This window comes from Candidatus Deferrimicrobiaceae bacterium (assembly GCA_035256765.1).
GTDB lineage: Bacteria > Desulfobacterota > Deferrimicrobia > Deferrimicrobiales > Deferrimicrobiaceae > CSP1-8.
Genome location: DATEXR010000271.1, coordinates 29516 through 46147 on the forward strand (window position 1 = coordinate 29516; position 16632 = coordinate 46147).

The window sequence follows — 16632 nt, forward strand, 5'->3', positions numbered from 1 at the left end:
GATGGAATCCTTCGGCGGGAAGAACGCGTTCGTGATCGGGGCCGGGGTATCGGGGTTTGCCTCGGCCCTCCTCCTCCTGCGCGAAGGTGCCCGGGTCACGCTGCTCGACGAGCGCCCGAAGGAGGACGTGGAGCGGTCTCTCGGGCATCCCGTACCGCCGCAGATCGCTTTCGTCCGCGGCAGGATGACCGAGAAGGAGGCGCCGGGGACGGATCTCGTGATCCTCTCCCCCGGGGTCCCGCGGGAGAAGCTCCCCCTCCCGGAGCTGGCCCGGTCCGGGACCCCCGTGTGGGGGGAACTGGAGCTCGCCTTTCGCCGGTTCCCCGGGAAAGTGGCCGCCGTGACGGGGACGAACGGCAAGTCGACGGTCACAACGCTCCTGGGCGACATGGCGTCGCGGGCCTTCCCCCGGGTCTTCGTCGGGGGGAACCTGGGGACCCCCTTCGCCAGCGCGGCGGACGACCCGTACGACTGGGCCGTGGTGGAGGTGTCCAGCTTCCAGCTGGAGACGATCGACGCCTTCCGGCCCGCCGTGGCCGTTCTGCTGAACATCACGGAGGACCATCGCGACCGGTATCCCGATTTCGCTTCCTATGCCGCCGCGAAGATGGCGATCTTCCGGAACCAGGATCCGGCCGATGCCGCCGTCGTGAATGACGAAGACCGGGAGGTGTCCGCACGGATCGCGCAGGTCCGCTCCGCGAGGATCCCGTTCTCCCTCTCCCGGCCGCTCACGACGGGGGTGTTCCGGGACGGGGAGGAGATGGTCCACCGGGACGGCTCCGTCGAGGAGAGGTACAAGACGTCGCTCCTCCAGGTGCGGGGGCTTCAGAACGTGGAGAACGCCATGGCGGCGATCGGGGCGGCACGCCGCATGGGGATCCCGTCCGACGCCGTCCGGGAGGGCCTTTCGGCCTTCGCCGGGCTTCCGCACCGCGTGGAGTTCGTCCGGGAAGTGCGCGGGGTCTCCTTCTTCAACGACTCGAAAGGGACCAACGTCGGCGCGGTCCTCAAATGCCTGGAGGGGTTTTCCGAGCCCGTGATTCTCATCGCCGGCGGGAAGGACAAGGGGGTGGATTTCCGGCCCCTTCGGGATCCCCTGGGGCGGAAAGCCCGGGCGGCAATCCTCCTGGGGGAGGCGCAGGGAAGAATGAAGCGGGAACTCATGGGGTCGGTGCCCATCCTGCTGGCCGGCTCCCTCGACGAGGCGGTCGGTCAGGCCGCGGAGTGCGCGCGGGAAGGCGATGTCGTGGTGCTCTCCCCGGCCTGTTCGAGCTTCGACATGTTCCGCAATTTCGAGGAGCGCGGCGAGGCGTTCCGGGAGGCGGTGAGGAGGTTGCCGGAATGAACATCGGGAAACGGCACGAGAACCTGATCCTCACTCTCTGCACGCTGATCCTGGTGGGACTGGGAGCCGTGATGGTGTACAGCGCCTCGTCGGTGACCGCGGGAGCGTCCGACCGGCTCGGGCACGACGCCGCGTACTATTTCAAGCGGCAGGTTCTCTTCCTCGCGTTGGGAGCCTCCCTGGCCCTTTTCCTCTCCCGGGTCGACTACGACATCTTTCGTCGGCACATCCTGCTCTTCCTGGGGGGGACCCTCGTGCTCCTCGTCCTCGTTTTCGTTCCCGGGTTCCGGCACACGGTCAACGGCGCGTCCCGGTGGATCAACTTCCGGATCTTCACCTTCCAGCCTTCCGAGCTTGCCAAGTTCTCCCTCCTTGCCTATGCGGCCTACGCCGTCGACCGGAGGGGGGAGAACTTCCGCGAGGGCGGGCGGGCGTTCCTCCCGATGCTTGCGGCGCTTGCGGTCTTCATGGGGCTGATCCTCAAGGAGCCGGACTTCGGCATGGCGGTGGTCATCACCGCGTCGTTCCTGGCGCTGCTGTTCATCGCCGGATTCCCGTGGAAACTGCTTGCGGGATGCGGAGTCCTGGGGGTTGCGGGGGGGATCGTCGCGATCGCCGCGAAACCGTACCGGATGGCGCGCCTTTCGGCCTTCTTCGATCCGTTTTCCCAGGCGCAGGCGGCGGGATACCAGGTGGTGCAGTCCCTGATCGCCTTCTCGAACGGAGGCCTTCTCGGGACGGGAATCGGGGCCGGGAAACAGAAGCTCTTTTATCTCCCGGAGATGCACACGGACTACATCTTCTCCGTCATCGGGGAGGAGCTCGGGTTCGCGGGAGTCGTCGCGGTTGGGGCCTGCTTCATGACGCTCGTCTGGGTCGGGTTCCGGATCGGCCGGCGCGCCCGCGATCCGTTCGGGAAGTACCTCGCGATGGGGGTGTCTACCGTGATCGGCGTGCAGGCCCTCGCGAACATGATGGTGGGCCTGAAGATGCTCCCGCCGAAGGGGATGGTCCTGCCGTTCCTGAGCTACGGGGGATCCTCGCTCATTCTTCATCTGGCGGCGATCGGGGTCCTCACGAACATCTCGATGAAAGGAGCGGAAGGATTTGTCGCTGAACCTGTTGATCGCAGGCGGGGGAACCGGCGGGCACGTGTTCCCGGGGATAGCGCTTGCTGAGGCGTTTCTCGCTCTCTCCCCGGGAGGATCCGTCTCCTTCGTCGGGACGGAGGGAGGGCTCGAGGCGAAGGCGGTGCCGTCCCGGGGGATCGGGATCGATTTCGTCTCCTCGGGGCAGGTCCGGGGCCGCGGGGCGGGGGGGCTTACGGGGGTGGCCAGGATGATCGGCGGGCTTTTCGTCTCCTTCCGGGTATTGCGCCGCAGGCGCCCCGGCCTGGTGTTCGGGGTCGGCGGGTACGCCTCCGTGCCCGTGTCGCTGGCGGCGGCGGCCATGGGGATCCCGCTTTTTCTGCAGGAACAGAACGCCGTCCCCGGCAGATCGAACCGGATGCTCGGGAGGATGGCCAGGCGGGTATACACGGGGTTCGGGGAGGCGGTCCCGTACTTTCCCCCGGGAAGGGCCTCGGTGTCCGGGAACCCCGTCCGCCGGGAGATCGTGGAAGCGGCCGCCGAGTCCCGGAAACGGTTCCCCTCCCCCTCCCCCTTCACCGTTTTCGCGATGGGGGGATCCCAGGGGGCGAGGGCGATCAACGAGCTCGTGCTCGGCCTGGGACGGGAGGTGAAGGGCGGGGGAGGCGAAATGCGGTTCCTCCTCCAGACCGGGGAACGGGAGTTCGCCGCCGTGGAGGGCATCGTCCGGGAGGAGGGACTCCCCATCGAGCCGTTCCCCTTCACGGAGCGGATCGGGGATTGGTTCGCACGCTGCCACGCGGTCCTGATGCGGGCCGGGGCTCTCTCCATCGCCGAAGCCGCCCTCTTCGGCAAACCGTGCGTGCTGGTCCCGTACCCCTTCGCCGCCGATCGCCACCAGGAAAAGAACGCCGAGGAGTTCTGCGCGGGAGGGGGCGGGGTCTGGATGCGGCAGGAGCAGGCGTCCGTGGGGAAGGTGCGGGAGACGCTTTCCCTTTGGGCGGGGGATCCCGCGAGAAGAAAGGCGGCCGAGGAGGGGGCTGCGCGGTTCTCCCGGCCGGACGCGGCCGCGGAGATCATCCGGTCGGCGCTGCGCGAACTGGGGAAAGGAGAGGCCGGGGGTGTATAGGAAAGGACTGCGCATCCACTTCGTCGGGATCGGCGGGATCGGGATGAGCGGGATTGCCGAGCTCCTCCTGAACCTCGGCTACCGCGTCACCGGATCGGACCTTCGGCTCTCGGACACCACGGAGCGGCTTGCCCGTCTCGGAGCGGAGATCCGGGGGGAGCACGCGGCCGCCAACATCCCGGAGGACGGCCACGTGGTGGTGGTCTCCTCGGCCGTCCGTCCGGACAACCCGGAAGTGATCGAGGCGCATCGCAGGAAGATCCCGGTCATCCCCCGGGCGGAGATGCTTGCCGAACTCATGCGGATGAAATACGGGATCGCCATCGCGGGAACGCACGGCAAGACGACCACGACCTCGATGGTGGCCACCCTCCTCGCGACGGCCGGGTGGGACCCGACCGCCGTGGTGGGGGGGAAGCTCAACAGCCTCGGCTCCAACGCGAAGCTCGGGTCCGGGGATTTCCTGGTGGCCGAGGCCGACGAGAGCGACGGGTCGTTCCTGAAACTCTCCCCCACCGTGGCGGTGGTGACCAACATCGATGCCGAGCACCTCGACTACTACTCGGGAATCGGGCAGATCAAGGAGACTTTTCTCCACTTCCTCAACAAGGTTCCCTTCTACGGGTTCGCCGTCCTGTGCGTGGACCACCCGAATGTCCAGGAGCTCATCCCCGCGCTTCAGAAGACGTACGTCACCTACGGCTTTTCCCCGCAGGCGGATTACCGGGCCGACGGGGTCTCGCCCGAGGGGATGGCGAACCGCTTCCGGGTGGTCCGCCGCGGCGAGATCCTCGGCGAGGTCTTGCTTTCCGCACCCGGCCGCCACAACGTGAGCAACGCGCTTGCCGCGGTGGCGGTCGCTTCGGAGCTGGGGATCCCCTTCGACAAGATCCGGGAAGGGCTGGCCGACTACCGGGGAGTGCACAGGAGGTTCCAGATCAAGGGAGAGCGGGAAGGCGTGACGGTCGTGGACGATTACGGGCATCACCCCGCGGAGATCCGCGCGACGCTTTCCGCCGCCCGGGAGGTGTGGCCCTCCCGCCGGATCGTCGTCGGCTTCCAGCCGCACCGGTACTCCCGGACGCACGCCCTTTTCCAGGAGTTCGTCTCCGCGTTCCACGATGCGGACCTGCTCTTCGTTTTCGAGGTCTACCCCGCGGGGGAGGAACCGATCCCGGGGGCCTCGGGCGAGCGGCTCTGCGAGGCGATACGGGACCACGGGCACAAGGCGGTCTTTTTCGCGGGGAAGGCAGGGGAAGCCGCAGGGCGGATTCTCCCCCGGCTGCAACCGGGCGACATATTTCTGACCATGGGGGCCGGAGATGTCTGGAAACTGGCAGAGGGCGTGGTATCCGCCTGAGGGACGGGAGAGGCAAGGCCGGCGGGGAGGGATGATGGGCAAGGTCGAGGAGGTGTTCGGCGCCAGGATGCGGGAGTTCACCACCGTGAGGATCGGAGGGCCGGCCGAGCGGATCGTCTTTCCGCACTCGGGGAAGGAGGTCCAGGAGGTCCTCGCGGCGGAGCGGGGCGCGAACCGGGAGGTGAGGGCGCTGGGAGCGGGCAGCAACCTCCTCGTGTCGGACGGCGGCATTCGCGGCACGGTGATCTGTCTGAAGAAGAACATGGGAAAGGTCCTCTTCGCCCCGGGGGGAGCGGTGGTCGCCGACGCGGGCGTGATGCTTCCGAGGTTCGCGGTCCTGTGCGCCCTGTCCTCCCTCTCCGGCGCCGAAGAGCTGGGGGGGATCCCGGGGACGGTGGGCGGAGCGCTGACGATGAATGCCGGGGCGTACGGACGGTCCATCGGGGAGATCGTCGAGTGGGTGGAGATCGTGGATGACGGGGGGAACCTTCACCGCGTCGCGGCGGGGGAGATCGGTTTCTCCTACCGGACGGCGGAGTACCCCGTCGCGGGGATCATCGTCCGCGCCGGTTTCCGGCTTCGCCCGGGCCATTCCGATGAGGCGTTCGCCCGCATGAAGGGATTCAACGAAAGACGCCGCGCCTGCCAGCCCTGGGGGGAGAGGACGTTCGGCTCCACCTTCCGGAACCCTCCCGGGGGCGAGAGGGCGGCATCCCTGCTGGAGCGGGCGGGGATGAAGGGGGCCCGCGAGGGAGACGCGATGTTTTCGGAGAAGCATGCCAATTTCATGGTCAACCGGGGGCGGGCCGGCGCGTCCGATGTCCTGCGGCTCATCGCGCGGGGGAGGGAGGCGGTGCGGAATCTTGCGAACGTCACGCTGGCGACCGAGGTGAAGATGTGGGGAATCGCGGATGAGTGAGAAGGGCAGGTTCCGGGGGAAGACGGTGGGGGTCTTCCTCGGCGGGGAGTCCTCGGAGCGCGAGGTGTCGCTCCGGACGGGGGGAGCCGCCGCGCAGGCCCTTCGCCGGAGGGGATATGGCGTGTCCGAGATCGACATCCGGGGGGATTGGTTGCGGGCGATCCGGGAAGCGAAGATCGACGTCGCCTTCGTCGCCCTCCACGGCCGGCTGGGGGAGGACGGATGCATCCAGGGAGCCCTGGAGCTTGCCCGCGTGCCGTATACGGGATCGGGCGTCGCCGCCTCCGCCGTCTCGATGAGCAAGGTTCTGGCCAAACGGGTCGTCGCCGCCGCGGGGGTCCCCTGTCCGCAGGACGCCGTTTTCGAGGGGGAGGCGCTTGCCGCCCCCGCCCCGCCGGCGTTCGGCTTCCCTCTGGTGGTGAAGCCGGACCGGGAAGGATCCACGGTGGGGATCAGCGTAGTCCGCGATATCGGCGGATGGGAGGGGGCGATGGCCGAGGCGGGGAAGTACGACCCCCGGGTGCTGGTCGAGGACTACGTGCCGGGGAGGGAGATCACGGTGGGGATCGTGAACGGACGGGTCCTCCCCGCCATCGAGATCGTGCCGAAGTCCGGCTCGGGATTCTACGACTACCATTCCAAGTACACGGTCGGCCAGACGGAGTACGTGATCCCCGTCCCGATGGACCGCGACATCCTCCAGCGGGCGGCGGAGTTCACGCGGATGGCGGCTTCCGCCCTGTCGCTGCGGGGCGCGGCAAGGATCGATTACCGGGTCGACCCCGCGGGGAACCTCTTCTTCCTGGAGGCGAACACGATCCCGGGAATGACGGAAACGAGCCTGTTGCCGAAAGCGGCCCGCTTCGACGGGATTTCCTTCGAGGACCTCGTCGAGGAGATCCTGGACGATGCGGGGTTGTCCAAGTAGATGATCGAGTACAAGGCATACCACAAGAAGTCGCTCGGGAAGCGGAAGCGTCCGCACGCGGCGCGCAGGAAGAAGAAAAAGGGGAAGGAGGAAACCCCCGGCCGGACCCAATTCCGGCGTTCGATCCCGATCATCGCCGCGGTGCTGGCCTTCCTCCTCCTGGGGGCGGCGGGGGCGGCCGCCTACACCTGGCTGGGACGCTCCGCCATCTTCTCGGTGCGGGTCGTCGACATGAACCCGTGCGACCACGTGTCGAAAGACGAGATCTCGGGGATGCTCAAGGGGGTCGCCCGGGGAAACATCTGGTCGCTCTCCAAGGAGGAGATCGGCCGGCGGATCCTGTCCCACCCGTTCGCGCGGGAAGTGGCCGTCCGGAAGGCGTTCCCGGACAAGCTCGTCGTGCACATCGAGGAACGGGAGCCGGTCGCGATGATCAACCTGGACGCTCTCTACTACGTGGATGAGCAGGGATCCATCTTCAAGCGCTTGACCGCGTACGACGCGAAGAACCTTCCGATCCTCACCGGTTTTTCGCGGGGGGACCTGGCGGCGAAGGACCCGGTCACGATCCGGAACCTGAAGAAGACGATCGACCTTCTGCATCACGCGGAAGCGGGCGTCCTGCGCCGGAACATCTCGGAGGTCCACTTCGACGCCCAGGACGGGTACACGCTGGTGACCCGGGACTTCGGGCTCCAGCTGAAGATCGGGACGATGGAATTTTCCAAGGCGATGCAGCGGGTGGAGGAGGCGATGCCGAAGCTGGCGAGCCTGGGCCAATCGAAGGGGGTCGTCGACCTGAAAACAGAGGGCCGCATCTTCGTGCGGCCGGGGGAGTAGATGGAACCTTCGGCGGGGCCGGTGATCGCCGGCCTGGATGTGGGATCGAGCAAGGTCGCAACGGTCGTTGCGAGGAAGACCCCCGGGGGGGTGGAAATCCTCGGCATGGGGATCTGCCCGACGGAGGGGATGCGCAAGGGGTCCGTGGTCAACGTGGACGCGACCGTCAAGTCGATCTCGCAGAGCGTCTCCGAGGCGGAGAAGATGACGGGCCTCCCGGTTGTTTCCGCGCTGGTCGGCGTGTCCGGCCCCCTGATCAAGTCGTTCAACAGCCATGCGGCCGTCTCCGTGCGGAACGAGCGGGAAGTGACCGACACGGACGTGGGGCGGGTCCTCGAGCTGGCCAAGGCGGTGGAGCTTCCGGCGGACCGGGAGATCCTGCATGTCCTGACCCAGGAATTCATCGTCGACGACATGCCCGGGATCAAGGACCCCCGCGGCATGACGGGGATCCGCCTGGATGCGCGGGTGCACGTGGTGACCGACGACCTGCCCAGCACGCGGAACCTCGTTCGGTGCGTCGAGAAGGCCGAGATCAACATCGTCGACATCGTGCTCTCCCCGCTGGCTTCCGCGGAGGCCGTGCTGACCCCGGAGGAGCGCGAGGTGGGCGTGGCGCTCCTGGACTTCGGCGGAGGGACCGTCGACATGGCCATCTTCTATGACGGGGCGCTGCGCCACACCTTCGTCCTTGCGCTGGGAGGCGGGAACATCACCGCCGACGTGGCGGTGGGGCTCCGGATCCCCGCGGCGGACGCCGAATCCCTGAAGATCGCCTCGGGGTGCGCCGCGATCCAGAAGGTGCGGCGGGACGAACTCGTGGAGTTGCCGGGGGTGGGGGGCCGCCAGCCGCGGCCGATCCGGCGGCAATACCTGAGCGAGATCATCGAGCCCCGGGCGGAGGAGATCTTCACTCTTCTCCGGAAGGAGATCCTGCGCTCGGGGTTCGAGGAGATGCTCGGGGCGGGGATCGTCCTGACGGGCGGCGGCTCCCGGCTGGACGGCCTGCCCGAACTGGGGGAACGGGTCTTTCACCTGCCCGTCCGGCGCGGGGTCCCCATCGGGGTCGGCGGGAGGGTGGATCTGGTGAACAGCGGGTCGTTCGCCACGGGGGTGGGGCTTACCCTCTACGGGGCGAAGCTGGCGGAGAGCGGCGTGTCCAAAGCGGGCGAGGAGGACGAGGGCGGATGGATGGCTCGGGTGAAGCGGATCTTATCGGAGTTCTTCTAATACATCAGGCGGGGCGAAAAGGAGGCAGACATGTTCACGATCGTAGAGGAAAACCGGTGCCACGCGGTCATCAAGGTGTTCGGGCTCGGCGGCGGAGGCGGGAACGCGATCAACACGATGATCGAGGAGGGCTTGACGGGCGTGGAGTTCATCGCCGCGAACACGGACGCGCAGGCCCTCTCGAAAAATCTCGCACCCCTGAAGATCCAGCTGGGCGCGAGGCTCACCAAGGGGCTGGGCGCAGGGGCGAACCCCGACGTCGGCCGCCAGGCGGCCCTGGAGGACCGGGACATCCTTCGCGAGGCCCTCTCGGGCGCCGACATGGTGTTCATGACCGCGGGGCTGGGCGGCGGCACGGGCACGGGGGGAGGGCCGGTCATCGCGGAAGTCGCACGGGAGGTGGGGGCGTTGACCGTCGCGGTGGTCACCCGCCCCTTCTCGTTCGAGGGCGCCACCCGGCGCAGGTATGCGGAAATGGGCTTGAAAGAGCTCCGCGGCATCGTGGACACCATCATCGTGATCCCGAACGAGAAGCTTCTTCTCATCGCCGGCAAGGAGATGCGGTTCGTGGAGGCGTTCCGCAAGGTCGACGAAGTCCTTTACCAGGCGGTGCGCGGGATCTCCGAGCTGGTGACCAAGCCCGGGTACATCAACCTCGACTTCGCCGACGTGAAGACGATCATGTCGGGTTCCGGGGTGGCCCTGATGGGCACCGGCGGCGCCTCGGGCCAGAACCGGGCGATGGCCGCCGCGGAGAAGGCGATCTCCAGCCCCCTCCTCGAGGATGTGGCCATCCGGGGCGCGCGCGGGGTCCTCTTCAACATCACGGCCGGTCCCTCCCTCTCCATGAGCGAGGTGCACGAGGCCGCGACGCTCATCCAGGAGGAGGCGGACGAGGAGGCGAACATCATCTTCGGCGCCGTGATCGACGACGAGATGGGGGAGGAGCTGAAGGTCACCGTGATCGCCACCGGGTTCGAGTCGGGCGTGGCCGAGAGCATCTGGAAGGCGCCGCGCCGCGCGATCAAGCTGGTGGGGCGCGAGGACCTGGAGAAGCCGACCTTCCTGCGCGCCGCCCAGACGAGGGAGCCGGAACGGATCGATCCGCTCCCGGTGGCCGAGAGGCCGATCGAGGAGGAGAGCCTCGAGGAGTTCGACATCCCGACGTTCCTCAGGCGGCGGCCGCCGGGCGCATGACGTGGGAGATCCGCAAGCTTCACGAGGAGATCCTGTCGCGCGAGATCGGGGCGGTTCGCAAGGAGTGGGGGGGAAGATTCCGGGTCGCCCTCGTCTACCCGAACCGGTACGAGGCGGCGATGTCGAACCTGGGGTTCCTGACGATTTACGCCCGGATCAACGCCCGGGCGGACGCCGTGTGCGAGAGGACATTCCTGCCGAGGGAGGCGGAAGGAAGAGTCCTACGGCGCGGCGGCAGGCGGCCGATGCCGCGGGGGGAGCCTGCCGGCCGCGGGCTCCCTCTCACCACCCTGGAGAGCAGCCGCACGCTCTCCGATTTTGACGTCGTAGCGTTTTCTCTCTCCTACGAGAACGACCTGCTGAACCTCCCCGCGCTGCTTGCGGCCGGGGGGATTCCCCCCTTTCGGGCCGACCGGGCAACCCGGGGCGCCGGGAAGATTCCCGCGCGCCGGGAACGTCCGCTGGTCCTGGCGGGGGGATTCGCGGCATCCCTGTCCCCCGAGCCGTCGGGGACCCTGGCGGACGCAGTGGTGATCGGGGACGGGGAGAGGGCGGTCGGATCGATCCTCGACCTGGGAGCTCCCCGCCCCGCCGACGACGGGTATCTCAGGGAGCTCGCCGCGATCCCCGGCCTGTTCGTGCCGGCCGGGTACGTTCCCGAGTACGTCCGCCCGGCAGGAAGCGGGCCGGAAACCCCGGGCAGGCTTTGCGGGCTTCGTCCCCTCCCCGGGTTCCCTTCCCGGGTCGTCCGGGAGACCGTTTCCCTCGAGGAGTTTCCCCCGATCCCCCCGGTGCTCGCGGAGGACGCCGAATTGGGGAGAATGACGCTCGTGGAGACGTCGCGCGGCTGCCCGAAGCGTTGCGGCTTCTGCGCCGCCGCGCACGCCTGCCCCGATTTCCGCGAGGTTCCCTTGGCCCATGTGCGCGCGACCGTGGACGCCCTCTGGCCGCATCGAAAGACGGTCGGGCTCGTCGGGGCGGCAGTACTCGACTGGAGCCACTTCCGGAACTATTCGAAAGAGATCCTCTCCCGCGGCGGGGCGGTCTCCCCCGCCTCCGTCCGGGCGGACCTCGTGGACGACGAGATCGCCGGGATCCTTTCGGAAAGCGGCCACAGGACGGTCGCCCTGGCGCCGGAGGCGGGCAGCGAGGAACTTCGGGCGCGGATCGGGAAAGGGGTCGCGGACGGGGTATTCTTCTCCGCCGGGCGGACCCTGGCCCGTGCCGGGATCGTTTCCTTCAAGCTCTATTTCCTCTGCGGGCTTCCCGGTGCCGGGGTCGAGGAGGAGGTGGAGGGAGCGGTCGCCTTCCTCGCTGCCTTCCGCCGGGAGGTGCTGCGCGAGGCGAAATCGCTCGGGCGGATGGGGACGATCACGGCGGTGATGTCCGCCTTCGTGCCCAAGCCCTTCACCCCGCTGCAGTGGGCTCCCATGGCCCGGGAGGAAGATCTTCGTCGCCGCCAGCAGGGAGTCTCCGCGGGGATCCGGTCCCTGTCGAACGTGCGCGTCCGCGCCGATTCCCCCCGATCCTCCCTCCTCCAGGGGTACCTGGGGCTTTCGGACCGGCGCGTCGAGGGGATTCTCCGGCAGGCGGAAACGGGACGGGTCAGGCTTCCCCGCGGGGACGCGCTTTCCGAGGTCGTGTTCCGGGAGAAGGATGCGGACGAGGTGTTTCCCTGGGACGTGATCGCGGGCGGTCTTCCCCGGCGGGCGCTGCGGGCCCGCTACGAGAGGATCATCCGGCGGTGACCCGGAAGAGGACGTTCCGGGTCCTCGGCCCGTCGAACTCGCAGAGGTAGATCGACTGCCACGTGCCGAGAACCAGCTGTCCGGACTCGATGAACACCGTGACGAAGGAGCCGATCAAGCTCGCTTTCGCGTGGGCGTGCGCGTTCCCCTCGGTGTGGAGGTAGCTTCCCTTCGAGGGAACGGCCGTTTCGAGGATGTTGAGGAGGTCCTGCTTCACGTTGGGGTCGGTGTTCTCGTTGATCGTGACCGCGGCCGTCGTGTGCGGGACGAACACCTGGCAGGCCCCCCGGGTGATGCCGCTTTCCCGTACGATCAGCCGCGCGGTGTGGGTGATGTCGATCAGCTGCTGGGGATTTTCCGTGCGGACCGTGATGGTCTTGAGACTCATGAGCTCCTCGGTCGGTACGATGCTTTCTCCTTGTAGCACAGGAAGTTTGGATGGGTCAAGAAATGGGGTTGCCGATATAATGGGGTGGACGTGGCGTCGCCTCCGGCGTTGATACTGGCTTCCTCCTCTCCCCGGCGCAACGCGCTCATGCGCGTGGTGGGGATTCCGTTCCGCGTGGTCCCCTCGCGGGTCGAGGAAGTTCCCGCGCCCGGGGAAGCCCCCCGGCGCTTCGTCAGGCGGGCCGCCCGGGAGAAGGGGGAGGAGGTGGCGGCACGGAACCCGGATTCGTTCGTCCTCGCGGCGGACACGATCGTGGTCGTCTCCGGCAGGATCCTGGGGAAGCCGAAGGATCCGGAAGACGGCGCCCGGATGCTCCGGCTGCTCGCGGGGAGGGAGCACCGGGTGCACACGGCGGTCTGCCTTCTCCGCTTCCGGGACGGCTACTGGGACGAGGCTTGCGAGACGACGCGCGTCCGCTTCCGGGAGCTGTCCCGCCGGGAGATCGCGGCCTATCTCCGGACGGGGGAGGCGGCCGACAAGGCCGGCGCATACGCCGCGCAAGGGACGGGCAACCTGCTGATCGACCGGATCGTCGGGTCGTACACCAACGTCGTCGGGCTTCCCATGACCCGGGTGGCCGGGATGCTCCTCCGGGCGAATCTCATCGCCGTTTCCCGGGAGGGCCCCGGCTGGTACCGATATACGGAGAGGGGATGACCGCCGGGGAATCGATCCGGGAGCGCGCGGCTCGGGTCCGGGACAGGATCGAGGAGGCCGCGCGGAGATCCGGGCGAAAAGGGGAGAATATCCGTCTGGTGGCGGTCGGGAAGACCCAGCCGGCGGAGAGCATCGGAGAGGCCCTCGAGGCCGGGCTCACCGTCTTCGGGGAGAACTACGTCCAGGAGGCGGAAGGAAAGATCCGCGCCTTCCCGGGCGCCGAGTGGCACCTGATCGGGAAACTCCAGAGGAACAAGGGGAAAAAGGCCGTCGCGCTCTTCTCGTGGATCCAGACGGTCGACTCCCTCTCGCTCCTCGGGGAAATATCCCGTCGCGCGACCGAGGCCGGGAAGGTCGTGCCCGTCCTTTTGGAGGTGAACCTCGCGGGGGAGCAAACCAAGGCGGGGCTGATCCCGGAGGAGCTGCCCGCGCTGATCGAGGCCGCCCCGGGGCTTCCCGGGCTCCGCCTGCGGGGGCTGATGGCCATCCCCCCGTGGACGGAGGATCCCGAGGAGAGCAGGCCGTATTTCGACCGACTCCGGGAACTATTGGCGGAATGTGTTTCGCGGGGCGGGGCCGGGCCGGGGATGACGGAGCTGTCGATGGGGATGTCCAACGATTTCGAGGCGGCGATCGAGGAGGGCGCGACGATGGTCCGCGTCGGCACGGCGATCTTCGGGAGCCGGGCGAGGAGAGAGGGATGAAGGGACTGGGATTCATCGGGGCGGGGAACATGGGGGAGGCGATGATCCGGGGGATCCTTGCGGCGAAGCTCGTCCCTCCCCGGGAAGTGGTCGTCCTGGAGATCCGCCCGGAGCGGGGAAAGGAGCTTAGGCATAGGTTCGGCGTTTCCGTCGCGAAAGGGATGGCGGACCTCTTGCGGAAGTGCGACACGATCGTCTTCGCGGTGAAGCCGCAAGGCGTGGGAGAGGTGCTCCGCCAGATCCGCGCGGGTGAAACGAAGGGCAAGCTCTTCGTCACGATCGCCGCGGGGGTTCCGACCCGGACTTTCCTGTCTGCCCTGGGGGAGGGCGCCCGCGTCGTCCGCGCGATGCCGAACACTCCGGCTCAGGTGGGGATGGGGAGCACCGGCCTGTTCTTCGTCCGGGGGGTTCCGCGGGAAGAGAAGGAGTGGGCCCGGAAGATCTTCTCCTCCTTCGGGGAGGTGGCCGAGTTCCCCCGCGAGGAATTGCTCGACGTCGTCACGGCGCTCTCCGGTTCCGGTCCCGCCTACGTCTTCCTCTTCATCGAGGCGTTGGCCGACGGTGCGGTCCGCGCCGGCATGGGGCGCGAGGAGGCGGTCCGCCTCGCCGCGGCGACCGTGGAGGGGGCGGCCCGGATGGTGCGGACGACGGGGAAGCACCCCGGGGAGCTCAAGGACATGGTCACTTCTCCCGGCGGGACGACGGCCGCGGGGATCGCGGCGCTCGAGATGGGGGCGTTCCGGGGGACGGTGCTGTCGGCGGTCTTCGCCGCCTGGCAGAGATGCCGCGAACTTTCCACGTAAGGAGACCACGATGTTTGTAGCGAAGAACCTCCTGTTCGCCGTAGCGAAAATCCTGGACATCGCCCTGTCCGCCTACATGTGGATCCTCATCATCCGGGCGGTCCTTTCCTGGGTGAACCCCGACCCGTACAACCCCATCGTCCGGGCGCTCTACTCGATCACGGAGCCGGTCCTCTCCTGGCTCCGGCGCAGGTTCCCCCTGATGGCGGGAAGCATCGATTTCTCCCCCATGGTCGCGATCCTCGCCATCCTGTTCCTGCAGTACTTCCTCGTGAGGACCCTGTTCGACCTGGCGATGAGGATGCCGTGAGCGGAAGGACCGTCCGGGAGGCCGGCCGGGGGGAGGAGTTTTCGACGGTCACGGTCCACGTGCTGCCGCGCGCCTCGCGGGAAGGGGTGGCGGGGCTGTTCGGGGACGCGGTCCGCGTCCGTCTCACCGCGCCTCCCCTGGAGAACCGGGCCAACGAGGCGCTCGTCCGGTTCCTCTCCGCGTCGCTTGGTGTTCCCCGGTCCCGCGTGGAGATCGTCTCCGGCCGGCGGGGCCGAAAGAAAGTCGTGCGCGTCGCCGGGATCTCGCGGAAAGACCTGTTTCTCCGCCTCGGCCTACAGCAACCCCCGGATTAGCCCCCCGTCGACCTGGATCGTCGCCCCGGTGATGTAGGACGCCTGCTCCGACGCGAGGAACGCGACGAGCGCGGCCACTTCCCCGGGGGTCCCGAATCTCCCCGCAGGGATCTCGGCGATCCCCGCGGCCATCGCCTCCTCCACGGAGACCTGGCTCTCCGCGGCCCGCCTCTCGATCAGCGACTTGAGGCGCTCGGTCAGCACGTATCCCGGGCAGAGGTTGTTCACGGTCACGTTGTGTTCGGCGACCTCCCGGGAGAGCGTCTTCGCCATGCCGACCACGGCGCTGCGGATCGCGCTGGACTGGATCAGGTTGTCGATCGGCTGCTTGACGGAGAACGAGGTGAGGTTGACGATGCGCCCGAACTTCTGGGCGGTCATCCAGGGGAGGCAATGCCTTATGCACCGGGCCGCGCTCAGGAAATTCAGGTGGAAGCTTCTCGTCCAGTCCTCGTCCGACGCCCCGAGAAACCCGGAGGCGGGCGGGCGCCCGGCGTTGTTCACGAGGATGTGCACCGTGCCGAAGCCGTCGAAGATCCGGGCGAAGAGCGCGTCGATCTCCTCGCCCCGGGTCAGGTCCGCCCGGACGGCAAGCACCGGGCTCCCGGTCTTCGCGGAGATCTCCGCCGCCGCGCGGGAGAGGGTCTCCTCGTCGCGCGCGCAGACCGCCACGCGGGCTCCTTCGGCGGAGAGGGTCTCGGCGCACGCCCGCCCGATCCCCCTGCTCCCCGCGCACACGAGCGCCGCCTTTCCCCGTATCCCGAAATCCATCGCGCACCTCCCGGCTTGAACTGGGCCTCGACCCCGGGAAACGGCGGGGCTACTCCACCCGGCGCACCCACCCGTACCGGTCCTCGATCTCTCCGTACTGGATCCCGGTGATCTCGTCGAAGAACCTTCGGGAAATCTCCCCGGGCGCCCCCCCGTTGACCACCAGCTCCTCCCCCCGGTAGCGAAGCGCGCCGACGGGGGACACCACCGCAGCGGTCCCGGTCCCGAACACCTCGCGCAGGGTGCCGTCCGCCGCCGCACGCCGGATCTCCTCCATGCCGATCCGCCGCTCGGACACGGGCAGCCCCCACCCCTGCGCGATCCGCAGGACGGAGTCGCGAGTCACCCCCGGGAGAATGGAGCCGGACAGGGGGGGCGTGACGATCTCGTCCCCGATCACGAAGAAGATGTTCATCGTGCCGACCTCCTCCACCTCCCCGCGTCCGTCGGCGGAAAGCCAGAGCACCTGGTCGTACCCGCTCTCCCTGGCGTTTCTGGCCGCCAGGAGGCTGGCGGCGTAGTTGGCCCCGGCCTTCGCCTCCCCCAGCCCTCCCTTCGCCGCCCGCACGTACGTCTCTTCCACCAGGATGCGGACCGGCTCAAGCCCCCGCGCGTAATAGCTCCCGACGGGACCGGTGATGATGAAGAAGAGATACTCCGCGGAAGGCCGGACCCCCAGGCCGGGCTCGGTGGCGATCATCGTCGGGCGGATGTACAGCGACGTGCCGCGCGAGACGGGGATCCACCCCCGGTCCACGGAAAGGAGGGCGGTGACCGCCGCGAGGGCGTCCTGCACGGGGATCTGGGGCATGCAGAGGCGGCGCGCCGACAGGTTCAT

The 16632-nt window shown here is 68.3% G+C and carries 18 protein-coding genes; 15 read left to right on the plus strand and 3 right to left on the minus strand.

Annotated features, from left to right (window positions below; translation table 11 throughout):
* Nucleotide 1: 1 nt before the first annotated feature.
* From murD to VJ307_09315, 10 genes are read left to right on the plus strand one after another with little or no spacing between them, the layout of a single operon-like run.
* The gene (murD, locus tag VJ307_09270; GenBank protein HJX74331.1) at nt 2–1348 is read left to right on the plus strand and encodes a UDP-N-acetylmuramoyl-L-alanine--D-glutamate ligase; all 1347 of its coding nucleotides are present in this window, start codon (nt 2–4) and stop codon (nt 1346–1348) included.
* Nucleotides 1345–2526 (plus strand): putative lipid II flippase FtsW, encoded by a 1182-nt coding sequence (gene ftsW / locus VJ307_09275; protein HJX74332.1) that lies wholly within the window; start codon nt 1345–1347, stop codon nt 2524–2526. The genes murD and ftsW overlap by 4 nt, the downstream gene beginning before the upstream one ends.
* On the plus strand, nt 2501–3565 hold the full coding sequence (locus VJ307_09280) for a UDP-N-acetylglucosamine--N-acetylmuramyl-(pentapeptide) pyrophosphoryl-undecaprenol N-acetylglucosamine transferase (protein HJX74333.1): 1065 nt from the start codon (nt 2501–2503) through the stop codon (nt 3563–3565). The genes ftsW and VJ307_09280 overlap by 26 nt, the downstream gene beginning before the upstream one ends.
* Nucleotides 3558–4925 (plus strand): UDP-N-acetylmuramate--L-alanine ligase, encoded by a 1368-nt coding sequence (murC, locus tag VJ307_09285; GenBank protein HJX74334.1) that lies wholly within the window; start codon nt 3558–3560, stop codon nt 4923–4925. The genes VJ307_09280 and murC overlap by 8 nt, the downstream gene beginning before the upstream one ends.
* Nucleotides 4926–4956: 31 nt before the next feature.
* On the plus strand, nt 4957–5844 hold the full coding sequence (murB, locus tag VJ307_09290) for a UDP-N-acetylmuramate dehydrogenase (GenBank protein HJX74335.1): 888 nt from the start codon (nt 4957–4959) through the stop codon (nt 5842–5844).
* Complete coding sequence (locus tag VJ307_09295) at nt 5837–6772, plus strand: D-alanine--D-alanine ligase (protein ID HJX74336.1); 936 nt, start codon at nt 5837–5839, stop codon at nt 6770–6772. The genes murB and VJ307_09295 overlap by 8 nt, the downstream gene beginning before the upstream one ends.
* On the plus strand, nt 6773–7612 hold the full coding sequence (locus tag VJ307_09300) for a cell division protein FtsQ/DivIB (protein HJX74337.1): 840 nt from the start codon (nt 6773–6775) through the stop codon (nt 7610–7612).
* A complete protein-coding gene (ftsA, locus tag VJ307_09305) occupies nt 7613–8842 on the plus strand; it encodes a cell division protein FtsA (protein HJX74338.1) in 1230 nt (409 codons plus the stop codon).
* A 30-nt stretch (nt 8843–8872) separates the two neighbouring features.
* A complete protein-coding gene (ftsZ, locus tag VJ307_09310; GenBank protein ID HJX74339.1) occupies nt 8873–10039 on the plus strand; it encodes a cell division protein FtsZ in 1167 nt (388 codons plus the stop codon).
* On the plus strand, nt 10036–11787 hold the full coding sequence (locus VJ307_09315) for a radical SAM protein (protein ID HJX74340.1): 1752 nt from the start codon (nt 10036–10038) through the stop codon (nt 11785–11787). The genes ftsZ and VJ307_09315 overlap by 4 nt, the downstream gene beginning before the upstream one ends.
* On the opposite strand, the gene VJ307_09320 is transcribed toward VJ307_09315, so the two are convergent.
* On the minus strand, nt 11774–12175 hold the full coding sequence (locus tag VJ307_09320) for a secondary thiamine-phosphate synthase enzyme YjbQ (protein HJX74341.1): 402 nt from the start codon (nt 12173–12175) through the stop codon (nt 11774–11776). The two genes, VJ307_09315 and VJ307_09320, sit on opposite strands and share 14 nt — an antisense overlap.
* A 90-nt stretch (nt 12176–12265) precedes the next feature.
* Here VJ307_09320 and VJ307_09325 point away from each other — a divergent pair, with 90 nt between their 5' ends.
* The 5 genes from VJ307_09325 to VJ307_09345 are packed head-to-tail and all read left to right on the plus strand — an operon-like array spanning nt 12266 to nt 15023.
* A complete protein-coding gene (locus VJ307_09325; protein HJX74342.1) occupies nt 12266–12892 on the plus strand; it encodes a nucleoside triphosphate pyrophosphatase in 627 nt (208 codons plus the stop codon).
* Entirely contained in the window at nt 12889–13596 is a 708-nt protein-coding gene (locus tag VJ307_09330; protein HJX74343.1) for a YggS family pyridoxal phosphate-dependent enzyme, read from the plus strand. Before VJ307_09325 ends, VJ307_09330 begins: the two co-directional genes overlap by 4 nt.
* Entirely contained in the window at nt 13593–14399 is an 807-nt protein-coding gene (gene proC / locus VJ307_09335; protein HJX74344.1) for a pyrroline-5-carboxylate reductase, read from the plus strand. Before VJ307_09330 ends, proC begins: the two co-directional genes overlap by 4 nt.
* 10 nt (nt 14400–14409) lie before the next feature.
* Nucleotides 14410–14709, plus strand: a complete 300-nt coding sequence (locus VJ307_09340) for a YggT family protein (GenBank protein ID HJX74345.1) — start codon at nt 14410–14412, stop codon at nt 14707–14709.
* On the plus strand, nt 14706–15023 hold the full coding sequence (locus VJ307_09345; GenBank protein HJX74346.1) for a DUF167 domain-containing protein: 318 nt from the start codon (nt 14706–14708) through the stop codon (nt 15021–15023). The genes VJ307_09340 and VJ307_09345 overlap by 4 nt, the downstream gene beginning before the upstream one ends.
* On the opposite strand, the gene VJ307_09350 is transcribed toward VJ307_09345, so the two are convergent.
* Entirely contained in the window at nt 15003–15794 is a 792-nt protein-coding gene (locus VJ307_09350; GenBank protein HJX74347.1) for an SDR family oxidoreductase, read from the minus strand. The two genes, VJ307_09345 and VJ307_09350, sit on opposite strands and share 21 nt — an antisense overlap.
* Before the next feature lie 49 nt (nt 15795–15843).
* A partial coding sequence (locus VJ307_09355; protein HJX74348.1) for a branched-chain amino acid aminotransferase occupies nt 15844–16632 on the minus strand: 789 nt, incomplete at its 5' end.

Bases quoted from the DNA above. Each gene is read 5' to 3' on its own strand.
- murD (HJX74331.1), top strand. From the start codon at position 2: ATGGAATCCTTCGGCGGGAAGAACGCGTTCGTGATCGGGGCCGGGGTA.
- ftsW (HJX74332.1), top strand. From the start codon at position 1,345: ATGAACATCGGGAAACGGCACGAGAACCTGATCCTCACTCTCTGCACG.
- murB (HJX74335.1), top strand. From the start codon at position 4,957: ATGATGGGCAAGGTCGAGGAGGTGTTCGGCGCCAGGATGCGGGAGTTC.
- VJ307_09295 (HJX74336.1), top strand. From the start codon at position 5,837: ATGAGTGAGAAGGGCAGGTTCCGGGGGAAGACGGTGGGGGTCTTCCTC.
- VJ307_09300 (HJX74337.1), top strand. From the start codon at position 6,773: ATGATCGAGTACAAGGCATACCACAAGAAGTCGCTCGGGAAGCGGAAG.
- ftsA (HJX74338.1), top strand. From the start codon at position 7,613: ATGGAACCTTCGGCGGGGCCGGTGATCGCCGGCCTGGATGTGGGATCG.
- ftsZ (HJX74339.1), top strand. From the start codon at position 8,873: ATGTTCACGATCGTAGAGGAAAACCGGTGCCACGCGGTCATCAAGGTG.
- VJ307_09315 (HJX74340.1), top strand. From the start codon at position 10,036: ATGACGTGGGAGATCCGCAAGCTTCACGAGGAGATCCTGTCGCGCGAG.
- VJ307_09320 (HJX74341.1), bottom strand. From the start codon at position 12,175: ATGAGTCTCAAGACCATCACGGTCCGCACGGAAAATCCCCAGCAGCTG.
- VJ307_09330 (HJX74343.1), top strand. From the start codon at position 12,889: ATGACCGCCGGGGAATCGATCCGGGAGCGCGCGGCTCGGGTCCGGGAC.
- proC (HJX74344.1), top strand. From the start codon at position 13,593: ATGAAGGGACTGGGATTCATCGGGGCGGGGAACATGGGGGAGGCGATG.
- VJ307_09340 (HJX74345.1), top strand. From the start codon at position 14,410: ATGTTTGTAGCGAAGAACCTCCTGTTCGCCGTAGCGAAAATCCTGGAC.
- VJ307_09350 (HJX74347.1), bottom strand. From the start codon at position 15,794: ATGGATTTCGGGATACGGGGAAAGGCGGCGCTCGTGTGCGCGGGGAGC.